The following is a 17,035-nucleotide window of genomic DNA, read 5'->3' as shown; positions in this document are numbered from 1 at the left end:
GAGCCGTCAACCAGTTTCAGGTCGTCCGTGATCCGAGAACTCATCCCCCCGAAGTAGTCCCCACCTCCCTCGTCTCCGGTGCCCATGCCACCGACGCCACCGTGCCGATCAGCAGGACGCCCGCCAGCCAGTACATCGACCAGCTCAGGCCGATCGACTCCAGGCTGACCGGCAGGACGAAGGTGCCGACGGCGGAGGCGATGCGGCTGGTGCCGTTGAGGAAGCCGACGCCGGTGGCGCGCAGGTGGGTGGGGTAGAGCTCGGCGGGATAGACCTGGGTGAGGTTGGAGGCGCCGGCCATCACGAAGGTGTAGACGAGGAAGGGGATCATCAGCGCCGTGGTGGAGGCGGTGCTGAGGGCGCCCATCAGGATCAGGGCGCAGGTCATGATGCCGAAGGTGGCGATAACGAGGGGGCGGCGGCCGGTGCGTTGCAGGAACCAGAGGCCGATGATTCCGCCGGCCAGCAGGAAGAGGTTGAGGAGGAAGTTCTGGAGGTCGGGGTCCTCGACGTTCAGGGCGAGCAGGATGGTCGGCATGAAGGTGTAGATGGCGAAGTAGGGCAGGACCTGGGCGCTGTAGAAGATCAGGCCGAACCAGGTGCGGCGGGACTGGCCGGGTGCGAACAGTTCGCGGTACGCCGCCCAGGAGGTGGCCGAGGGGGAGACGGCGCGCTCCGTGGCCGTGTCGCCGAGTTCGGCCCTCAGGTAGCGGCGGGCGATGTCCCGGGCTTCCTCGACACGGCCCTGGCTGACCAGCCAGCTGGGTGACTCGGGGGTGCCGATGCGCAGCAGCAGGACCAGGGCCGCGGGCAGTGCTCCGGTGGCGAGCAGGAGGTAGGCGGCGTCCTCGGTGCCGCCGAGCCAGGTGCCGAGGATGCCGGCCAGGACGTATCCGACCGTCCACATCACGGTGAGCGAGCCGAGCAGCAGCCCGCGCAGCCGTTTCGGGGCGAACTCGGAGAGCATCGTGGGGCCGACCGCGTAGTCCGCGCCGAGGCCGAAGCCGATGAGGAGGCGCAGGGCGAAGAGGACGGCGGGGTCGTGCGCCCAGAACTGGAGGGCGGAGGCGAGGGTGATGAGGACGAAGTTGTAGATGTAGAGCTTCTGGCGGCCGATGATGTCGCCCACCCGGCCCAGCACGATGGAGCCGAAGAACAGGCCGATCAGGGCCGAGGCGCCGAGCAGCCCCTGCCAGACGCCGGAGAGGTGGCGGGCGTCGGTGAGGGTGGTCAGGACGGCGCCGATCATGCCGAGTGCGTAGCCGTCGGAGAAGTTCGCGCCGAAGGTGGTGGCGGTGACCCGCAGGTGGAAGGGGCGCAGCGGCGCGGCATCGAGGGAGGGGGCGAGCTCCTGGCCCCCGTCGCGGGGACGTGCGTCAGGGGTGGTCATCGCGGCTGGTACCTCGCCTTGGGTGGGCCCTGACCGGGTCCGCACACGGGTGCCTCGCCGGGTTCGTGTGTCGGGGCTGTGCTGGTCAGGGGCTGGGTGGGGGAGTGTCATCCTCCCCCGTCACGGCTGGTTGACCCGGCACCCGCCACGCCTCCAGCACCCCTTCGATCGCCTCCGCCACCCGCGCCCTCGCCTCGTGCCGGGGGACGCGCGTCATGAGCAGGCTGTCGTACGGGGTGTCCTCGTGCCGCACCGCCGCGCGCACCGCGGCGATCACCGCCCCGTCGTCCAGCGCGCGCCCCGCCGCACTGCGCCCGACCCGGCCACTGCCCCGCAGCGAGGTGTGGGCGGCGATGGTACGGGCCCGCTCCGCCGGGCAGCCGGGGAAGAGGCGGCGGACGGTGGCGGCGAACTCGGCGGTGAAACGGGTGTCCTCGACCGCACGGCGGGCGGCGTCCCTGGCCCGTCGACGCTCCCGGGCGTCGGCGTCCGCGAGACATGCGGCCTCGGCGCGGGCCAGCGCCTGTTCCTCGACCAGCAGCCCCTGACGCTCGTACCGCTTGCGCCCCCGATGGTGGCGGACCACCACCGCCCACAGCGAACTCCCCTCCCTGGCACGGCGGGTGAGGGCCGTGTTGCCGCGCGGGAGGAGGACCAGATGGCCGAGATCCGCGCAGTCCAGGCAGCGCGGGGCGTTGAACTCCATGACGTGGAGGGGGAGCGGCCCCTGCCTGCACTCGGCGCAGTGGCGGCGCTTCAGCGGCTGGATGACCACGAGACTGCTCGCGGGGTACGCCGTCGGGCCGGCGGCGGTCGGGTCCGGGAGGGAGGTCATGCGGAGGTGTTACCGCGACTGCCGGATCAATAACCGCCGGACCGACAGCCTCCGGGAAGCCTTCGCACACGGGGCGATGCGGGCTCGGAGGCGATACGGGCTCGTGAGCGGCGCGGGCCCGTGGGCGAAACGGGCTCGTGAGCGGCGCAGGCTCGGGAGGCGGCCGGCACCCGTGAGTCCGCCGCCCGTGAGTCCGCCGCCCGTGAGTCCGCCGCCCGTGAGCCCGCCGCCCGTGAGTCCGCTCCGGTATGTCAGGGCGCTGCGCCTGTCGCCCTGCCAGTGCCTCGGCCAGTTTGTCCCGCGCCGCGGACTGCGCCGCGATCCGTGCGTCCAGTACGGCGAGCCGGTCCCGCGCGATCCGCAGCCTGGCGGCGGACGGCTCGGCCGCGAGCACCTCGCCGTCCAGGCAAGGGGCGAATGCCTGGACGTCTTCCAAGGTCAGCCCGACATCCAGGAGCTGGCGGATGTTGCGTACGCGGACGATCGAGCGGTCCGCGTCGTAGTGCCGGTATCCGTAACGACCCGGCCGGGGAGGCGAGCCGGGTGATCGCCCACGTGACCTCCTCCGGGCGTCCCACCCTCCCCAGCGGAGTGTGCGCCACCTGCCAGTCGCGTACGGCGGCCTGCTCCTGGGGCGACAGCCCGCGGTGCGCGCCGATCGGGGTGTCGATCGCGCCCGGGGCGACCGCCACGACCCGGATGCCGCGGGGCGCGAGTTCCACCGCCCAGCTCCGGGTGAGGAGTTCGAGGGCGGCCTTCGCCGACGCGTACACCGCGTTCCCGGGCCAGGCCCGCAGGCCGACCGAGGTGCTGACGTTCACGACGACTCCGCCGCGCTCGGCGAGTGCGGGCAGGGCTGACTGGGTCAGCAGCACCGGAGCGACCAGGTTCGTCGCGAGCTGCGCCTCGATGCCGCCCCTGGTGTACGTACCGAGTGCGCCGTCGCCGACGATCCCGGCATTGTTCACCAGTACATCCAGCCTCCCGTACGTGCCGAGGGCCTCCCGCACCAGTTCCCCGGCCGCTCCCTCCCGTGTGAGGTCGGCGACGAACGGTGCGATGCGGGAGGGGTGTTCTGCCGCAGCGGCCGTCTCGGCGAGCGGGCCGGGCCTGCGGCCGACGGCGATCACCCGGGCCCCTTCGGTGGCGAAGGCGAGTGCGGTGGCCCGGCCGATGCCGGTGCCCGCTCCGGTGACGAAGACGACACGGGATCCGGCGGTGGTGTCGGGAGCGGGAGCGGGGGCCGGAGCGGGCACAAGGGCCGGGGCAGGGGCAGTGGCTCCGGCGGTGCGGGTGGTGTTCATGCGGCTGATGCTCCGACCCTGACGCCAGTGACAAGGTCAAGCGGCGATGATGGACGGGTGGAGCTTCGACCGATCACCTGGGGCCGCCTCGCCGGACGCCTGGCCCGCCACCTCGACACCCTTGTGCCCGCGGACGGCAGTCCTTGGCTGAAGGTGGCGGTGGACGGTGCGCCTGCTGCCGGGACCGGTGAGCCCGCCGGGCTCCTTGCCGAGGCGCTGCGGGCGCGCGGGCGCGTTGTCCACCAGGTCGACACCGGGGGATTCCTGCGGCCCGCGTCCCTGCGTTTCGAGTACGGGAAGCAGGACGCGGACAGCTACTTCGAGGGCTGGTTCGACACCGGGGCGCTGTGGCGTGAGGTCTTCGGCCCCCTGGAGCCCGGCGGCACCGGACGTGTTCTGCCGGACCTCTGGGACCCGGTCACCGACCGTGCGACCCGCAGCCCGTACGTGGAGCTCCCGCCCGGCGGAGTCCTGTTGCTGCACGGGCCGCTGCTGCTCGGGCACTGGTTCCCGTGCGACCTGACGGTGCATGTGCGGTTGTCGCCGGGGGCGCTGGCCCGCCGTACCGCCGAGGGCGAGCAGTGGACGCTGCCCGCCTTCGCACGGTACGAGGCCGAGGTCGGCCCCTCGCAGGCCGCTGACGTCGTCGTACGGGCCGACGACGCGCAACACCCGGCGTGGACCGGAATCCCCGGCGACGGGGAGTGAGCAAGGGGCGACGCCCCCGCCGTGGTTAGCAGGTCAGACCGCCCGGACCCCGGTCAGCGCGCCGTGCGGGTCCAGAACGTACTTGCGGCTCGCGCCCCGGTCGAACTCGGCGTAGCCGCGCGGAGCCTCCTCCAGGCCGATGACCGTCGCGTTGACCGCCTTCGCGATGTGTACCCGCTCGTGCAGGATCGCCATCGAGAGGGCCCGGTGGTACTGCATCACCGGGCACTGGCCCGTGGTGAGGGTGTGGCTCTTCGCCCAGCCGAGGCCGAGCCGGACCTTGAGGGTGCCGGTGCGGGCGTCCTGGTCGATGCCGCCCGGGTCGTCCGTGACGTACAGGCCGGGAATGCCCAGCGCACCGCCCGCCCGGGTGAGCGCCATCAGGGAGTTGAGGACCGTGGCGGGAGCCTCCTCGGCGTCGGGGCGGCCGTGTGCGCGGGCTTCGAAGCCGACCGCGTCGACCGCCGCGTCCACCTCCGGCTCGCCCAGGATCTCGGCGATCTGCTCCTCCACCCGGCCCCGGGTGAGATCGACGGTCTCGCAGCCGAAACTCCTCGCCTGCGCGAGGCGTTCGGGGTTGAGGTCACCGACGATGACGACCGCGGCGCCCAGGAGCTGGGCGGAGGCTGCCGCCGCCAGACCGACGGGCCCGGCCCCGGCGACGTACACCGTCGAACCCACGCCCGCACCCGCCGAGACGGCCCCGTGGAATCCGGTCGGGAAGATGTCCGACAGCATCGCCAGGTCGAGCAGCTTCTCGCGGGCCGCGTCCCGGTCGGGGAAGCGGAGCAGGTTGAAATCGGCGTACGGGATCATCACGTACTGTGCCTGGCCGCCGACCCAGCCGCCCATGTCGACATAGCCGTAAGCGGCGCCGGGGCGGGCCGGGTTGACGTTCAGACAGATGCCGGTCCTGCGCTCCTTGCAGTTGCGGCAGCGGCCGCAGGCGATGTTGAACGGGACCGAGACGATGTCGCCGGTCTCGGTGAACTCGACGTCCGGTCCCCGCTCGATCACCTCGCCGGTGATCTCGTGACCGAGAACCAGGCCCTCGGGAGCGGTGGTGCGCCCGCGCACCATGTGCTGGTCGCTGCCGCAGATGTTGGTGGCGAGGACCTTGAGGATCACCCCGTGCCGGCAGACGCGGCCGACGTTGCCGGGGGCGACGCCGGGGCCGTCCCGGAGTTCCAGCGCCGGGTAGTCGATGCTCCTGACCTCGACCGCTCCTGGCTTGAGGTACGCGACTGCCCGGTTTCCGCCGCTGGTTGACCTGCCCGTTCCGGTACTCCCCGTGCTCGTGCCCGCTGCGCTCATGGCGCACCCGTCCCTTCGACTCGTACGCGCGTGTCGTGGACCGTTCGCGCTGTGGAGTCTGCACCCGGGAGAGGAAACCGGCCAGCGTGCGCGCAGCGAGCACTTCGCGGGGATGGGGACGAGTGCGGGGATCCGGATGAGTGAGGGGAGCGGGATGGATTTGGGGATCGGGATGGATTCGGGCGGCTGATGAGCCGTTGAGCCGGAGAAGGCAGGACGGGCCTTCGGCGTTACCGGTGGCTGCGGCTCCGGCTGCGCCCGTTGGCCTTGAAGCGGTCCAGTGCGGCGACGCCCAGTGCGGCGAGAGCGATCTGGATCAGCCACTCGATCCAGTCGACGCCCTTGGTGTCGTTCACCCCGAAGGCCTCGGCGATCGCCGCGCCCGCCAGTGCCGCGATGATGCCCACCGCGATGGTCCACAGGATGCCGATGCGCTGGCGGCCGGGGACCACGAGCCGACCCAGTATGCCGATGATGATGCCGATCACGACTGCGCTGATGATGCCGGAGATCTCCATGGCTGCAGCTCCCTGTAGAGGCTTGTGCCATTACCTCTGCCCGTCGTACGCCGGAGCACGCGCCGCCGCGATTGCCGGTTGCGTCCTGCTCGACGAGCATCTGAGGTGCACGGGGCGAGAGGCGACGGGCGTCCGCACGTGGGCCGGAAGGGACACCACCATGGCCAGTACGTCGGGCATCGACCTCAGCCGCGTCCTCGACGCACCGAGGGAGCGGGTGTATGAGGCATGGACACAGCCGGAACGGTTCGCCACCTGGTTCGGGGCCGCCCTCGACGTCCCGCTGGACAAGGTGCTCCTGGACGTCAGGCCGGGCGGTGCGTGGCACGCGACGATGATCACCGCTGATGGTGCGGAGCTGCCCTTCTGGGGTGAGTACCAGGAGGTGGTACGTCCGCAACGGCTGATGTTCACACTCGCCGACCACAGCTCGGACGACGGGGCCGAGGGTGAACTGGTCACCGCCGCCTTCGACGACCTGGGGGACGGGCGGACCGCGATGCCCTTCCAGCAGATCGGCGGAAACCTCACCGCGGACCGGTACGCGGAGGCGGAGGCGGGCTGGAACGGCTTCTTCGACCACCTCGCGGCACACCTGACCGAGGGTGCCCGCTGACCGACCGGAAGTGCTCGCTAAGGTGACCGGCCATGACGACAATTGATCAAGCTGCCGCTGTTCCCGACGCCGCTCCGGCCTCCTTCGCCGTACACATTCCGGATGCCGAACTGGAGGCCGAGCCGCTCGACCCCGAGCAGATCGTCTCCGGCAGCCCCGAGGTCACCGGCAAGGTGCTCTGGGAGTCCCCGGACGGCAAGCAACTGCGCGGAATCTGGCAGATCACGCCGGGTGTGGTGACCGACACCGAGGCCAACGAGCTGTTCGTGGTGGTCAGCGGGCGCGCCACCGTCGAGGTGGAGGGTGGCGCGACCCTGGAGATCGGTCCGGGCGACGCCTGTGTGCTGCGCGAGGGCGACCGTACGACGTGGACGGTGCACGAGACGCTGCGCAAGGCGTACCACATCAGCCTCTGAGGACCTTGGGGTTCCTGGGAGTGCTTGGGGTTACTGGAGTTCATCGGGCACCTGCGGTACCCGAGGCGCCCGAGGTTTCCGAAGCCCCCGACGGCTCAGTCCTTGGCAGGAGCCGGGGAGGTGCGTGCGGTAAAGAGGGCCAGTGCGGCCATCGGCAGCAGCAGGAGGGCGCCGGCCGCGTTCAGCCAGCCGTAGCCCGCCTGCGCGACGATCAGTCCGGCCGCCGCGCCACCGATACCGGCCGCCGAGTTCATCGTCAGGTCGGACAGGCCCTGCACGGCGGCGCGGGCGGGCTGCGGCACGGAGTCCGTGAGCAGCGCGGAACCCGCGACCAGCCCGGCCGACCAGCCGAGGCCGAGGACGAAGAGCCCGGCGGCGGTCTGCCCGTGGCTGCCGCCGGAGGTGCCCGCGAGCAGGGCGGCCACGGACAGCAGTCCCGCCGCCAGGCCGATCACCGACAGCCGGCCGAGCCGGTCCGCGAGCCAGCCCATCACCGGCGAGAACGCGTACATGCCGGCGATGTGCCCGCTGATGACCAGACCGACCAGTTGCAGCCCGGCACCGTGGTGGCCCAGGTGGACGGGGGTCATGGTCATGATCGAGACCATGGCGGTGTGGGTGACGGCCACCGTCACCAGGGCGAGCCGGGCGCGCGGGGACGCCTTCACCGCGGCGATGCCCGCCCGCAGCGAACGGCCCGCCGCCGACTGCTCCTCCTTGGGGGCCAGCGCCCGCGCGGTGAGCAGCGGGTCGGGGCGCAGCAGCACCGCGACGATCACACCGGTGAGCAGGAAGATGACGGCGGCCCACAGAAACGGGGCCGCCGTCACGGGTATGGAGGTGCCGGAGAAGACGCGTCCGGCCGGGGCCGCGATGTTCGGGCCGAGGACCGCGCCGATGGTGGTCGCCCAGACCACCGTCGAGATGGCCCGCGCCCTGCGGTCGGGTGCGGCCAGGTCGGCGGCGGCGAACCTGGCCTGGAGATTGGCGGACGACGCCGCGCCGAACCCGGCCATGCCGACCAGCAGCAGCGGGAAGCTGTCCAGCATCGCGGCGAGTACCACGAACGCCGCTCCGAACGCGCCGATCAGATACGCCAGGACCAGTCCGGGACGCCGTCCGCGCGAGGTCATCAGCGAGGCGAGCGGCACCGAGAGCAGCGCCGTGCCCACCACGGACGCGGTCGGCGCGAGCCCGGAGAGCGCCTCGGTGCCACTGATCTCGGTGGCCAGTACGGGAGCCAGCGCGATACCGATCGGCACCCCGAGCCCGCCGAGTATCTGGCTGGCGATGAGCACCGCGGTGGTACGTCGCTGAAGCGCGGGCAGCGCCTCGGCGGAGACCGGCGCGTCCGCGAGGTCGGTCGCGAGGGCGGCGGCGTCGGGAGCGGGCATGGCGGCTTCCTCGGCGGAGCCGGCGGAGCGGTCCGTGGCCCGGGTGCCCGGGCTGTCCGCGCTGTCCGGTGCCTCCCGGTCGTTCCGGCCGTCGTCGTGGGGCGTCATGGCTGCGGCCCGTCGTGAGGAGTCAGGGGTAGTCGTCACCGCCGCAGTGTGCCAGCAGGCCCCGAGCGGGCGACACGGGGTTTGCGGGGCGTACGGCGGCACGGGCGGCGAGGACCGCGGAAGGGCGGCTTGAGGGGAGCGGCCGCCGGTGCACGGGCACGGCCGCGAAGAGCCGTGTCAGAAAAGCGGCTGGGGCAGCACCCCCTCCAGTGCCAGCAGCACCCGCTTGGTCTCCAGCCCGCCGCCGAACCCGCCGAGTCCGCCGTCGCTCTCCACCACCCGGTGACAGGGCACGACGATCGGCAGCGGGTTCGCGCCCATCGCCGCGCCGACCGCCTGGGCCGCGCCCGGCTCACCGACCCGGCGGGCCAGGTCGCCGTACCCGACCACGCTTCCGTACGGCACCGAGTCGTCGAGTTCGTGGAGGACCCTGCGGTGGAAGCCGGTGGTCAGCGACCAGTCCAGCGGGAGGGTGAACTCCCGCAGCGCGCCCGCGAAGTAGGCGTCGAGCTGCCTGGCCGGTTCCGCCAGCCGGCCCGCACCGGATATCGGGTCCAGCACCTCGACGGGCTCGGCCCCCAGACGGGCCGCCAGTTGCATCAGGGCCTTCTCGCGGACCCGGGCGTCCGCGTGGAAGGCCACGCTCACCAGGCCCGTCCCGGTCGCGGCCAGCAGGAGCGGGCCGATGTCACTGCCGACGACGGCCCACTCGACGATGCCTGCACCAGGCGGGTTGCTGTTCACGCCTCCCACGGTACGACCGACCACTGACAACGGCCCCTGAACGCCGGGTTCTTGCAGTTCAGGGCCGGTGGGGTGGGTCAGGGCTGCCCCTACGGCTGGCGCATGGCCTCGCGTACGACATCCGGCTTGTTGCTGATGATGCCGTCCACCTTGTAGTCCCAGACCTTCTTGGTGTTCACCGCGTCGTCGACCGTCCAGGTGTTCACCTGGAGCACCTTCCCCTGCGGGCCCCGGAGACTGTGCACGGCCTTCACGAAGGCCGCGTTGATGGTCCCGTGCTGCGGGTTGATCTGGTCGGTGAACGCCGCGTACTGGGGCAGGTCGGCGAGGGCGGGCGTACCGAGGAACCCGGTGGTCACCTCGGGCCGCAGCCCGTGGAAGGTCCGCACGCTGTCGGCGCTGAAGCTCTGCATCACCAGCTTGTAGAGCACGTGCGACCGGTCCAGCCAGCCCTCCTGGTCCAGCACGTCGGCGATGTTCTTCTCGATGCCCGGGTAGAGCTCCGGGTTCTTGACCTCCATCAGCATCTTCTGATGGTTCCGGTCCACCCGGTTCACGTACTCCTTCAGCGTCGGCACCCGGGCGCCCGCGAACGCGGGGCCGAACCAGCTGCCCGCGTCCAGCGTGCGGATCTCCGCCGCGGTGAAGTCCTTGATCTTCCACGGAGCGCGGTCCGGGAACAGCTCCTCCACGTTGGTGGTGCGCGCCAGGGAGTCGTCGTGGACGATCACCAGCTCGCCGTCCTTGGTGCGCTGGACGTCGTTCTCCACCCAGTCAAAGCCGAGCGCGTCCGCCCTGTCGACGGCGGCCAGGGTGTTCTCCGGCGCCTGCCCCGCGGCTCCCCGGTGGGCGATCACGACCGGTCGGCGGATGATCGTCGGCCCCCCGGCGGCGGGGGCGGGCGCGGCGGCGGCACGAGGCGCGGCGGGAGCGGGCGCCGCCTGCGCCGTGGCGGGCAGGGCCAGCGCGGCGGCCCCGCCCAGCAGAGCGGTCAGGGAGGTGGCGGCAGCACGACGCAGCGTGGTGGTGGGCACGGTGGTTCTCCTTGCGCGGAATGTCATGGCCGCGCCGAGCGTGACAGCCGCGCACCACTGAGGAACAGGCGAAGAATGGCCAAGCGGTGAACGATGTGTCAAGAGATGTGAACACGTTCCGTGACTGATCCGGTACAAATCAGGCGTTCGGCCCGTACCCCGTCCCGGGCCCCTCTCCGGGCCTCCGAAGCGGCGATCGCACGGTGAGTGTCAGTGGTGGGTCGTACGGTGGTTGCATGCGGCCCGTTTCCAAGATCGAACGTACGGTGGCGCCCTTCGAGGTCGTCAGCCCCTACCAGCCCAGCGGTGACCAGCCGGCGGCCATCGCCGAGCTGGAGAAGCGCATTCGCGCAGGCGAGAAGGATGTCGTCCTGCTGGGCGCGACCGGCACGGGCAAGTCGGCAACGACCGCCTGGATGATCGAGAAGCTCCAGCGCCCCACGCTCGTCATGGCGCCCAACAAGACCCTCGCCGCCCAGCTCGCCAACGAGTTCCGTGAGCTGCTCCCGAACAACGCGGTCGAGTATTTCGTCTCCTATTACGACTACTACCAGCCCGAGGCGTACGTCCCCCAGTCCGACACCTACATCGAGAAGGACTCCTCCATCAACGAGGAGGTCGAGCGGCTGCGGCACTCCGCGACCAACTCGCTGCTCACCCGCCGCGACGTCATCGTGGTCGCCTCCGTCTCCTGCATCTACGGCCTGGGTACGCCGCAGGAGTACGTGGACCGCATGGTCACCCTCAAGGTCGGCGAGGAGATCGACCGCGACGCCCTGCTGCGCCGCTTCGTCGACATCCAGTACAGCCGCAACGACATGGCGTTCGCCCGCGGCACCTTCCGGGTGCGCGGCGACACCATCGAGATCTTCCCGGTCTACGAAGAGCTGGCCGTCCGCATCGAGATGTTCGGCGACGAGATCGAGGCACTGTCCACGCTGCACCCGCTCACCGGCGAGGTCATCAGCGAGGAGAGCAGCCTCTACGTCTTCCCCGCCTCGCACTACGTTGCCGGCCCCGAGCGCATGGAGAAGGCGGTCAACGGCATCGAGAAGGAGCTGGCCGACCGCCTGGCCGAGCTGGAGAAGCAGGGCAAGATGCTGGAGGCCCAGCGGCTGCGCATGCGCACCACGTACGACCTGGAAATGCTCCGCGAGATCGGCAGCTGCTCCGGCATCGAGAACTACTCGATGCACTTCGACGGCCGCGAGCCCGGCACCGCCCCGCACACCCTGCTCGACTACTTCCCCGAGGACTTCCTGCTGGTCCTCGACGAGTCGCACGTCACCGTCCCGCAGATCGGCGCGATGTACGAGGGTGACGCCTCCCGCAAGCGGACCCTGGTCGACCACGGCTTCCGGCTGCCGTCCGCGATGGACAACCGCCCGTTGAAGTGGGAGGAGTTCCAGAAGCGGATCGGCCAGACCGTCTATCTGTCGGCGACCCCCGGGACGTACGAACTCTCCCGCGGCGACGGCTTCGTCGAGCAGATCATCCGCCCCACCGGCCTCATCGACCCCGAGGTCATCGTCAAGCCGACCGAGGGCCAGATCGACGACCTGGTGCACGAGATCCGGCTGCGCACCGAGCGCGACGAGCGCGTCCTGGTCACCACGCTCACCAAGAAGATGTCCGAGGACCTCACCGAGTACTTCCTCGAACTGGGCATCCAGGTGCGGTATCTGCACAGCGACGTCGACACCCTGCGCCGCATCGAGCTGCTGCGCGAGCTGCGCGCCGGTGAGTACGACGTACTGGTCGGCATCAACCTGCTCCGCGAGGGCCTCGACCTGCCCGAGGTGTCCCTGGTCGCCATCCTGGACGCCGACAAGCAGGGCTTCCTGCGCTCGGGCACCTCGCTGATCCAGACCATCGGCCGCGCGGCACGCAACGTCTCCGGCCAGGTCCACATGTACGCCGACACGGTCACCCCCGCCATGGCCAAGGCCATTGACGAGACCAACCGCCGCCGGGAGAAGCAGGTCGCGTACAACAAGGAACACGGCATCGACCCGCAGCCGCTCCGCAAGAAGATCAACGACATCGTCGCGACGATCGCCCGCGAGGAGGTCGACACCGAGCAGCTGCTGGGCACCGACTACCGCAAGCCCAAGACCGGCAAGGACGCCAAGGCGCCGGTCCCCGCGCTCGGCGGCAAGGCGGCGAAGGGCAAGAAGGGCGAACCGGTCCTCACCGACCGCCCGGCGGCCCAACTGGCCGAGCAGATCGAGGAGATGACCGCACGGATGCGGGCGGCGGCCGCGGAGCTCCAGTTCGAGGTGGCGGCCCGGCTGCGCGACGAGGTCGGCGAACTCAAGAAGGAGCTGCGGCAGATGAGGGAGGCGGGACAGGTGTAACGGGCGGGCCGGGGGCGCCCCGGTGCGGGCGACGGCCGCGCGCCGGGGAGCGTTGCCGTGGAGTGTTGCCGTGGAGTGTTGCAGGAACGACACAAAACGCACCGGGGTTGCGACCCCCTGCACGGAACTGCGTAGGGTGCTGCACAACCGCACACACGGGCGGTGCTGGGGTTTGTGGAGAGGGGTAGCGCGTGACGGTCAACATGACCAAGGGCCAGGCCATCAGCCTGCAGAAGAGCGACGGGGGAACCCTGACCGCGGTGCGGATGGGGCTCGGCTGGCAGGCGGCGCCGCGTCGTGGTCTGTTCGGCAAGCGCACCCAGGAGATCGACCTCGACGCGTCGGCGGTCCTGTTCGCGGACAAGCAGCCGGTGGACGTCGTGTTCTTCCGTCACCTGGTCAGCGACGACGGTTCGGTCAAGCACACCGGCGACAACCTGGTCGGCGGCGCGGGCCAGGGCGGCGACGACGAGTCGATCCTGGTCGACCTGCAGCGCGTCCCGGTGCACATCGACCAGATCGTCTTCACGGTGAACTCCTTCACCGGGCAGACCTTCCAGGAAGTGCAGAACGCGTTCTGCCGCATCGTGGACGAGACCAACGGCCAGGAGCTGGCCCGCTACACGCTGGACGGCGGCGGTCAGTACACCGCGCAGATCATGGCCAAGGTGAGCCGCGCGGGCGCCGGCTGGCAGATGACGGCCCTCGGCAACCCGGCCAACGGGCGCACCTTCCAGGACCTGATGCCGTCGATCCTGCCGCACCTGTAAGCAACCGGACCGCACGGTTCCACCGCAGTACGGCACGACGCACCACCGCAGCTCCCGGAGGCAGCAGGCCGCCGGGAGCTGCAACTGCATCACCAGCACCGCTGACCGATACATCGACGTGGGGGAGACAGACGATGACGGCCGAACTGGTCCGGGGTCAGAACCACCCCTTGCCCCAGGCCCGTTTGGAGATCCGGGTCTCGGCCGGTCAGCCGGTCGTCGCCGGAGCCACCCTCGGCGACGAGCGGGGCACCGTACGGGGCGTGGAGTGGGTGGCCCACCCGGGCACCCCCCAGTTGCCCGGCCTCGAAGTCTCCCGGCAGGCCGCCGCCGACCACCGGCTCGCCGTCGACCTGGGCGCGCTGCCCGAGGACGTGCACCGGGTGAACGTACTGCTCGCCCTCCCGGCCACCGTGGGCCCCGCCCACTTCGGCGCGGTCGCCGCCCCCTTCGTCGCCGTCACCGGCCTGGACGGCACCGAGGTCGCCACCTTCACCCTCACCGGCCTGGACGCGGAGTCCGCCGTGGTCGCCCTGGAGCTGTACCGGCGCGGCGACGCCTGGAAGGTGCGTGCCGTCGGCCAGGGGTACGCCGGCGGGCTCGCCGAGATGCTCGCCGACCAGGGCCTCGGGCAGGCCGGGGAGCTGGCCGCCACCATTCAGGAGGCCGTCGGCCGCGGGCTGGCCCGTTCGGTGGCGCCGCCCCCTCCCCGTACCGCCGAGGGCGACAGGACCCGCCACCCGGCCCGCCAGGACGCGGGACGCGGCAACCGCACAGCCGGCGACCCCGCCGCACCCACCGGCCCCACCCCACCCACCGGCACCACCGCCCCGGCCACCCCCACCACCCCCCAGGGCCTCCCCGCGCAGCCCCCCGCCCCGGCGCCGGAAACCCACACCCCTGTCACCTCGGATCCGGCCTCCCCGAGCCCCACTCCCGTCACCCCGAGCCCCGCCCCCTCCGGCCCCGTCAACTACAGCCACCCCCGCCGCAAAGCCCCCACGCCTCCCGCAGCCACCCCCGCGCCCCCGCCCGCACCCCCCGCCCGCCCGGACCCCGCGCCCCCCGCCGAGCCCGGCCAACCGGCCCGCCCCGTCGCGGGTGACGCCGCCGGATGGTCCCTGGAGGAGCGGCTGTACAACCAGGTCTGGAGCATGTTCGAAGACCTGGCCCGGACTGCCGCCGCCTACCGCAGCGCCGTCGACTTCGCCGAGTCCCGGATGGAGCAGGAGCTGGACAAGGTCCTCGACGACCCCCGCAGCCGCATCGGCGGCACCGGCGACCTCGCCCGCGAGCAGGCCCGCGCCAAGCGCGACCAGCTCATCGAGCAGGCCCGCGCGGTCATGGACCGCGACCTGGCCCAGCTGCTCGCCGAGTCCGAGGTCGTGGAGCCCGCCCTGCCCCCGTCCTTCGCCCGCTGGGACACCCCGGCCTGGCATTCCTACCGGGTCCCGATGGAGATCCCGATGGCCCTGCGCATCGGCGACCTCCACCTCCCCGAGCGCCCCGACCTGCACATCCCCCTCCTGGTCCGGCTGCCGCTGGAGCGAGGCCTGTGGATCGACAGCGGACGCACCGGTTCCGAGGCCGCGATGATGATGGACACCGACCAGCTGCGCCGCCAGTCCATGGACACCGCCGTCGCCCACGCCGCCCGCCTCCTCGGGGCGTACCCGGCCGGTGAGTTCACCGTCCACGTCATCGACCCTGCCGGCTCCGCCCACGCCGCCCTCGCTCCGCTGGTCAAGTCCGGTGCGCTCGCCGAGCCCCCGGCGGCCGGTGCCCAGGGCGTCCAGAGCGTGCTGGGGAAGCTCACCGAGCGGGTGGACCTGGTCCAGATGGCGATCAGGGCGGGTGCGTCCGACGCGCTGCCCCCGCACCTGGACACCGCCGAGCAGCTCCTCATCGTCAATGACTTCCCGCACGGCTTCGACGACCGGGCGGTCACCCAGCTCCGCTACCTCGCGGACGAGGGCCCGTCGGTCGGCGTCCATCTGATGATGGTGGCCGACCGCGAGGAGGCCAGCGCCTACGGCCCGGTGCTCGACCCGCTGTGGCGTTCGCTGCTGCGACTGACGCCGGTGCCCGACCAGCACCTCGCCGATCCGTGGGTCGGACACGCATGGACGTACGAGCCGCTGCTCGCCCCGCCCGGCAGTCAGGTGCTGTGGAACGTGCTCAGCCAGGTGGCCGCCGCCCGGAGGGCTCTCGGCCGCTGACCGTTCCAGCCCTTTCCCAAGGACCAGTAAAGGCAGCCTGACCTGCGCACTTAATCAAAATGTCGAGTGCCCCTTTACCTTTTCTTGGTACTTCCTGTACTCTCGGTGGATCGGAGGGGAGTACTCCCGGCCTGCGATGTACCCGTCAATACGGACCGCCATCGGTCCCGGGGCATCGGCCCGACGCCCGCCACTGAGCGGCTCGGGTGGAAGAGACCTCCGGCAGCGACGACGCTGATTGAGTTGCCGTAGCTATCTGCCGGAGGCGCAGTGGACGTTTCAACGAGCATGTGGGTCTTCACCATCCTGGGGCTCGCCGCCCTGATCGGTGTCGACTTCTTCATCGGGCGCAAGCCCCACGACGTATCGATCAAGGAAGCCGGAATCTGGACGGTCGTCTGGATCACCCTGGCCGTCCTCTTCGGTTTCGGCCTGATGCTGTTCGGCACGGGACAGGCGTCCGCGGAGTTCTTCGCGGGCTTCGTCACCGAGAAATCGCTCAGCGTCGACAACCTCTTCGTCTTCGTACTGATCATGGCGAAGTTCTCGGTGCCCTCCCACCTCCAGCAGCGGGTGCTGCTGATCGGTGTGCTGATCGCCCTGGTGCTGCGAGGAATCTTCATCGCGGCCGGCGCCGCGGTCATCGCGAACTTCTCGTGGATCTTCTACATCTTCGGTGCGTTCCTGCTCTACACCGCCTGGAAGCTCATCCAGGAGGCGCGGGCCGGCGAGGAGGAGGACGACTTCGAGGAGAACCGTCTCCTCAAGAAGATCGAGGCCAAGTTCGGCGTCGACGACAAGTACCACGGCACCAAGCTCTTCATTCAGAAGAACGGCAAGCGGATCATGACTCCGCTGATGGTCGTGATGCTCGCCATCGGCATGACCGACCTGCTGTTCGCGGTGGACTCCATCCCCGCGATCTTCGGCCTCACCCAGGACCCGTACATCGTCTTCACCGCGAACGCGTTCGCGCTGATGGGTCTGCGACAGCTGTACTTCCTGATCGGTGGCCTGCTCAAGAAGCTGGTCCACCTGAGCTACGGCCTGTCCGTCATCCTCGGCTTCATCGGCGTCAAGCTGGTGCTGCACGCCCTGCACGAGTCCGGTGTGGGCGTCCCCGAGATCTCCATCGCGACCTCGCTCGCCGTCATCGGCGGTGTCCTCGTCATCACGACGATCACCAGCCTTATGGCCAACAAGAAGCGGGAGGCGGCGGAGGCCGCCGCCGCGCAGGACAAGACGCCGATCGACTCCTGACCCTGCCCCGCACGGCGGCGGCGTACGGCACTGTGCCGTACGCCGCCG

At 70.9% G+C, this 17,035-nt stretch carries 14 protein-coding genes and 2 pseudogenes; 7 read left to right on the top strand and 9 right to left on the bottom strand.

The genetic code is table 11. From position 1 onward, the window contains the following. Positions 1 to 40: 40 nt before the first annotated feature. From ACIA73_RS29785 to ACIA73_RS29770, 4 genes and pseudogenes are all read right to left on the bottom strand, one after another. Positions 41 to 1,390: an MFS transporter gene (locus tag ACIA73_RS29785; protein ID WP_399441912.1), complete on the bottom strand. Its 1,350-nt coding sequence runs from the start codon at positions 1,388 to 1,390 to the stop codon at positions 41 to 43. 85 nt (positions 1,391 to 1,475) lie between these two features. Beyond that, the gene (locus ACIA73_RS29780; RefSeq protein WP_399441911.1) at positions 1,476 to 2,225 is read right to left on the bottom strand and encodes a DUF2293 domain-containing protein; all 750 of its coding nucleotides are present in this window, start codon (positions 2,223 to 2,225) and stop codon (positions 1,476 to 1,478) included. A 277-nt stretch (positions 2,226 to 2,502) separates the two neighbouring features. Beyond that, a pseudogene (locus tag ACIA73_RS29775) lies at positions 2,503 to 2,739 on the bottom strand (MerR family DNA-binding protein); the annotation flags it as partial. Positions 2,740 to 2,743: 4 nt separating this feature from the next. Further along, positions 2,744 to 3,481: pseudogene (locus ACIA73_RS29770) on the bottom strand (SDR family NAD(P)-dependent oxidoreductase); the annotation flags it as partial. Between the two features lie 105 nt (positions 3,482 to 3,586). On the opposite strand from ACIA73_RS29770, the gene ACIA73_RS29765 reads away from it, so the two are divergent. Continuing rightward, a complete protein-coding gene (locus tag ACIA73_RS29765; RefSeq protein ID WP_399441910.1) occupies positions 3,587 to 4,237 on the top strand; it encodes a uridine kinase in 651 nt (216 codons plus the stop codon). Between the two features lie 33 nt (positions 4,238 to 4,270). Here ACIA73_RS29765 and fdhA read toward each other — a convergent pair whose 3' ends face one another. Beyond that, entirely contained in the window at positions 4,271 to 5,551 is a 1,281-nt protein-coding gene (gene fdhA, locus ACIA73_RS29760) for a formaldehyde dehydrogenase, glutathione-independent (RefSeq protein WP_399441909.1), read from the bottom strand. Positions 5,552 to 5,781: 230 nt separating this feature from the next. Then, the gene (locus tag ACIA73_RS29755) at positions 5,782 to 6,069 is read right to left on the bottom strand and encodes a GlsB/YeaQ/YmgE family stress response membrane protein (protein ID WP_399441908.1); all 288 of its coding nucleotides are present in this window, start codon (positions 6,067 to 6,069) and stop codon (positions 5,782 to 5,784) included. Between the two features lie 160 nt (positions 6,070 to 6,229). Between ACIA73_RS29755 and ACIA73_RS29750 the strand changes: the two genes are divergently transcribed. Then, the gene (locus tag ACIA73_RS29750; protein ID WP_399441907.1) at positions 6,230 to 6,685 is read left to right on the top strand and encodes an SRPBCC domain-containing protein; all 456 of its coding nucleotides are present in this window, start codon (positions 6,230 to 6,232) and stop codon (positions 6,683 to 6,685) included. 32 nt (positions 6,686 to 6,717) lie between these two features. Next, positions 6,718 to 7,101 carry a cupin domain-containing protein gene (locus ACIA73_RS29745; RefSeq protein WP_399441906.1) on the top strand — a complete coding sequence of 128 codons (384 nt, stop codon included), beginning with the start codon at positions 6,718 to 6,720 and terminating at the stop codon, positions 7,099 to 7,101. Positions 7,102 to 7,196: 95 nt separating this feature from the next. Here the strand turns inward: ACIA73_RS29745 and ACIA73_RS29740 are convergent, their stop codons facing one another. The 3 genes from ACIA73_RS29740 to ACIA73_RS29730 all read right to left on the bottom strand — a co-directional run bounded on the left by ACIA73_RS29740 (position 7,197) and on the right by ACIA73_RS29730 (position 10,381). After that, positions 7,197 to 8,495 (bottom strand): MFS transporter, encoded by a 1,299-nt coding sequence (locus ACIA73_RS29740; protein ID WP_399442045.1) that lies wholly within the window; start codon positions 8,493 to 8,495, stop codon positions 7,197 to 7,199. 285 nt (positions 8,496 to 8,780) lie between these two features. Beyond that, positions 8,781 to 9,347 (bottom strand): methylated-DNA--[protein]-cysteine S-methyltransferase, encoded by a 567-nt coding sequence (locus ACIA73_RS29735; RefSeq protein ID WP_399441905.1) that lies wholly within the window; start codon positions 9,345 to 9,347, stop codon positions 8,781 to 8,783. 89 nt (positions 9,348 to 9,436) lie between these two features. Beyond that, a complete protein-coding gene (locus tag ACIA73_RS29730; protein ID WP_399441904.1) occupies positions 9,437 to 10,381 on the bottom strand; it encodes a glycerophosphodiester phosphodiesterase in 945 nt (314 codons plus the stop codon). Between the two features lie 236 nt (positions 10,382 to 10,617). On the opposite strand from ACIA73_RS29730, the gene uvrB reads away from it, so the two are divergent. The 4 genes from uvrB (at position 10,618) to ACIA73_RS29710 (ending at position 16,987) form a co-directional block, all read left to right on the top strand. Beyond that, entirely contained in the window at positions 10,618 to 12,738 is a 2,121-nt protein-coding gene (gene uvrB / locus ACIA73_RS29725; RefSeq protein WP_399441903.1) for an excinuclease ABC subunit UvrB, read from the top strand. Positions 12,739 to 12,929: 191 nt separating this feature from the next. Next, positions 12,930 to 13,508, top strand: a complete 579-nt coding sequence (locus ACIA73_RS29720) for a TerD family protein (protein ID WP_399441902.1) — start codon at positions 12,930 to 12,932, stop codon at positions 13,506 to 13,508. 134 nt (positions 13,509 to 13,642) lie between these two features. Beyond that, positions 13,643 to 15,727 (top strand): TerD family protein, encoded by a 2,085-nt coding sequence (locus ACIA73_RS29715; RefSeq protein ID WP_399441901.1) that lies wholly within the window; start codon positions 13,643 to 13,645, stop codon positions 15,725 to 15,727. Positions 15,728 to 16,015: 288 nt separating this feature from the next. After that, positions 16,016 to 16,987, top strand: a complete 972-nt coding sequence (locus tag ACIA73_RS29710) for a TerC family protein (RefSeq protein ID WP_399442044.1) — start codon at positions 16,016 to 16,018, stop codon at positions 16,985 to 16,987. Positions 16,988 to 17,035: the final 48 nt, after the last annotated feature.

The sequence above is a fragment of the Streptomyces sp. NPDC051561 genome (assembly GCF_044454195.1).
Taxonomy (GTDB): domain Bacteria; phylum Actinomycetota; class Actinomycetes; order Streptomycetales; family Streptomycetaceae; genus Streptomyces.
The sequence above is the reverse complement of the archived record's forward strand: the minus strand, read 5'-3'. Positions and strand labels throughout refer to the sequence as shown.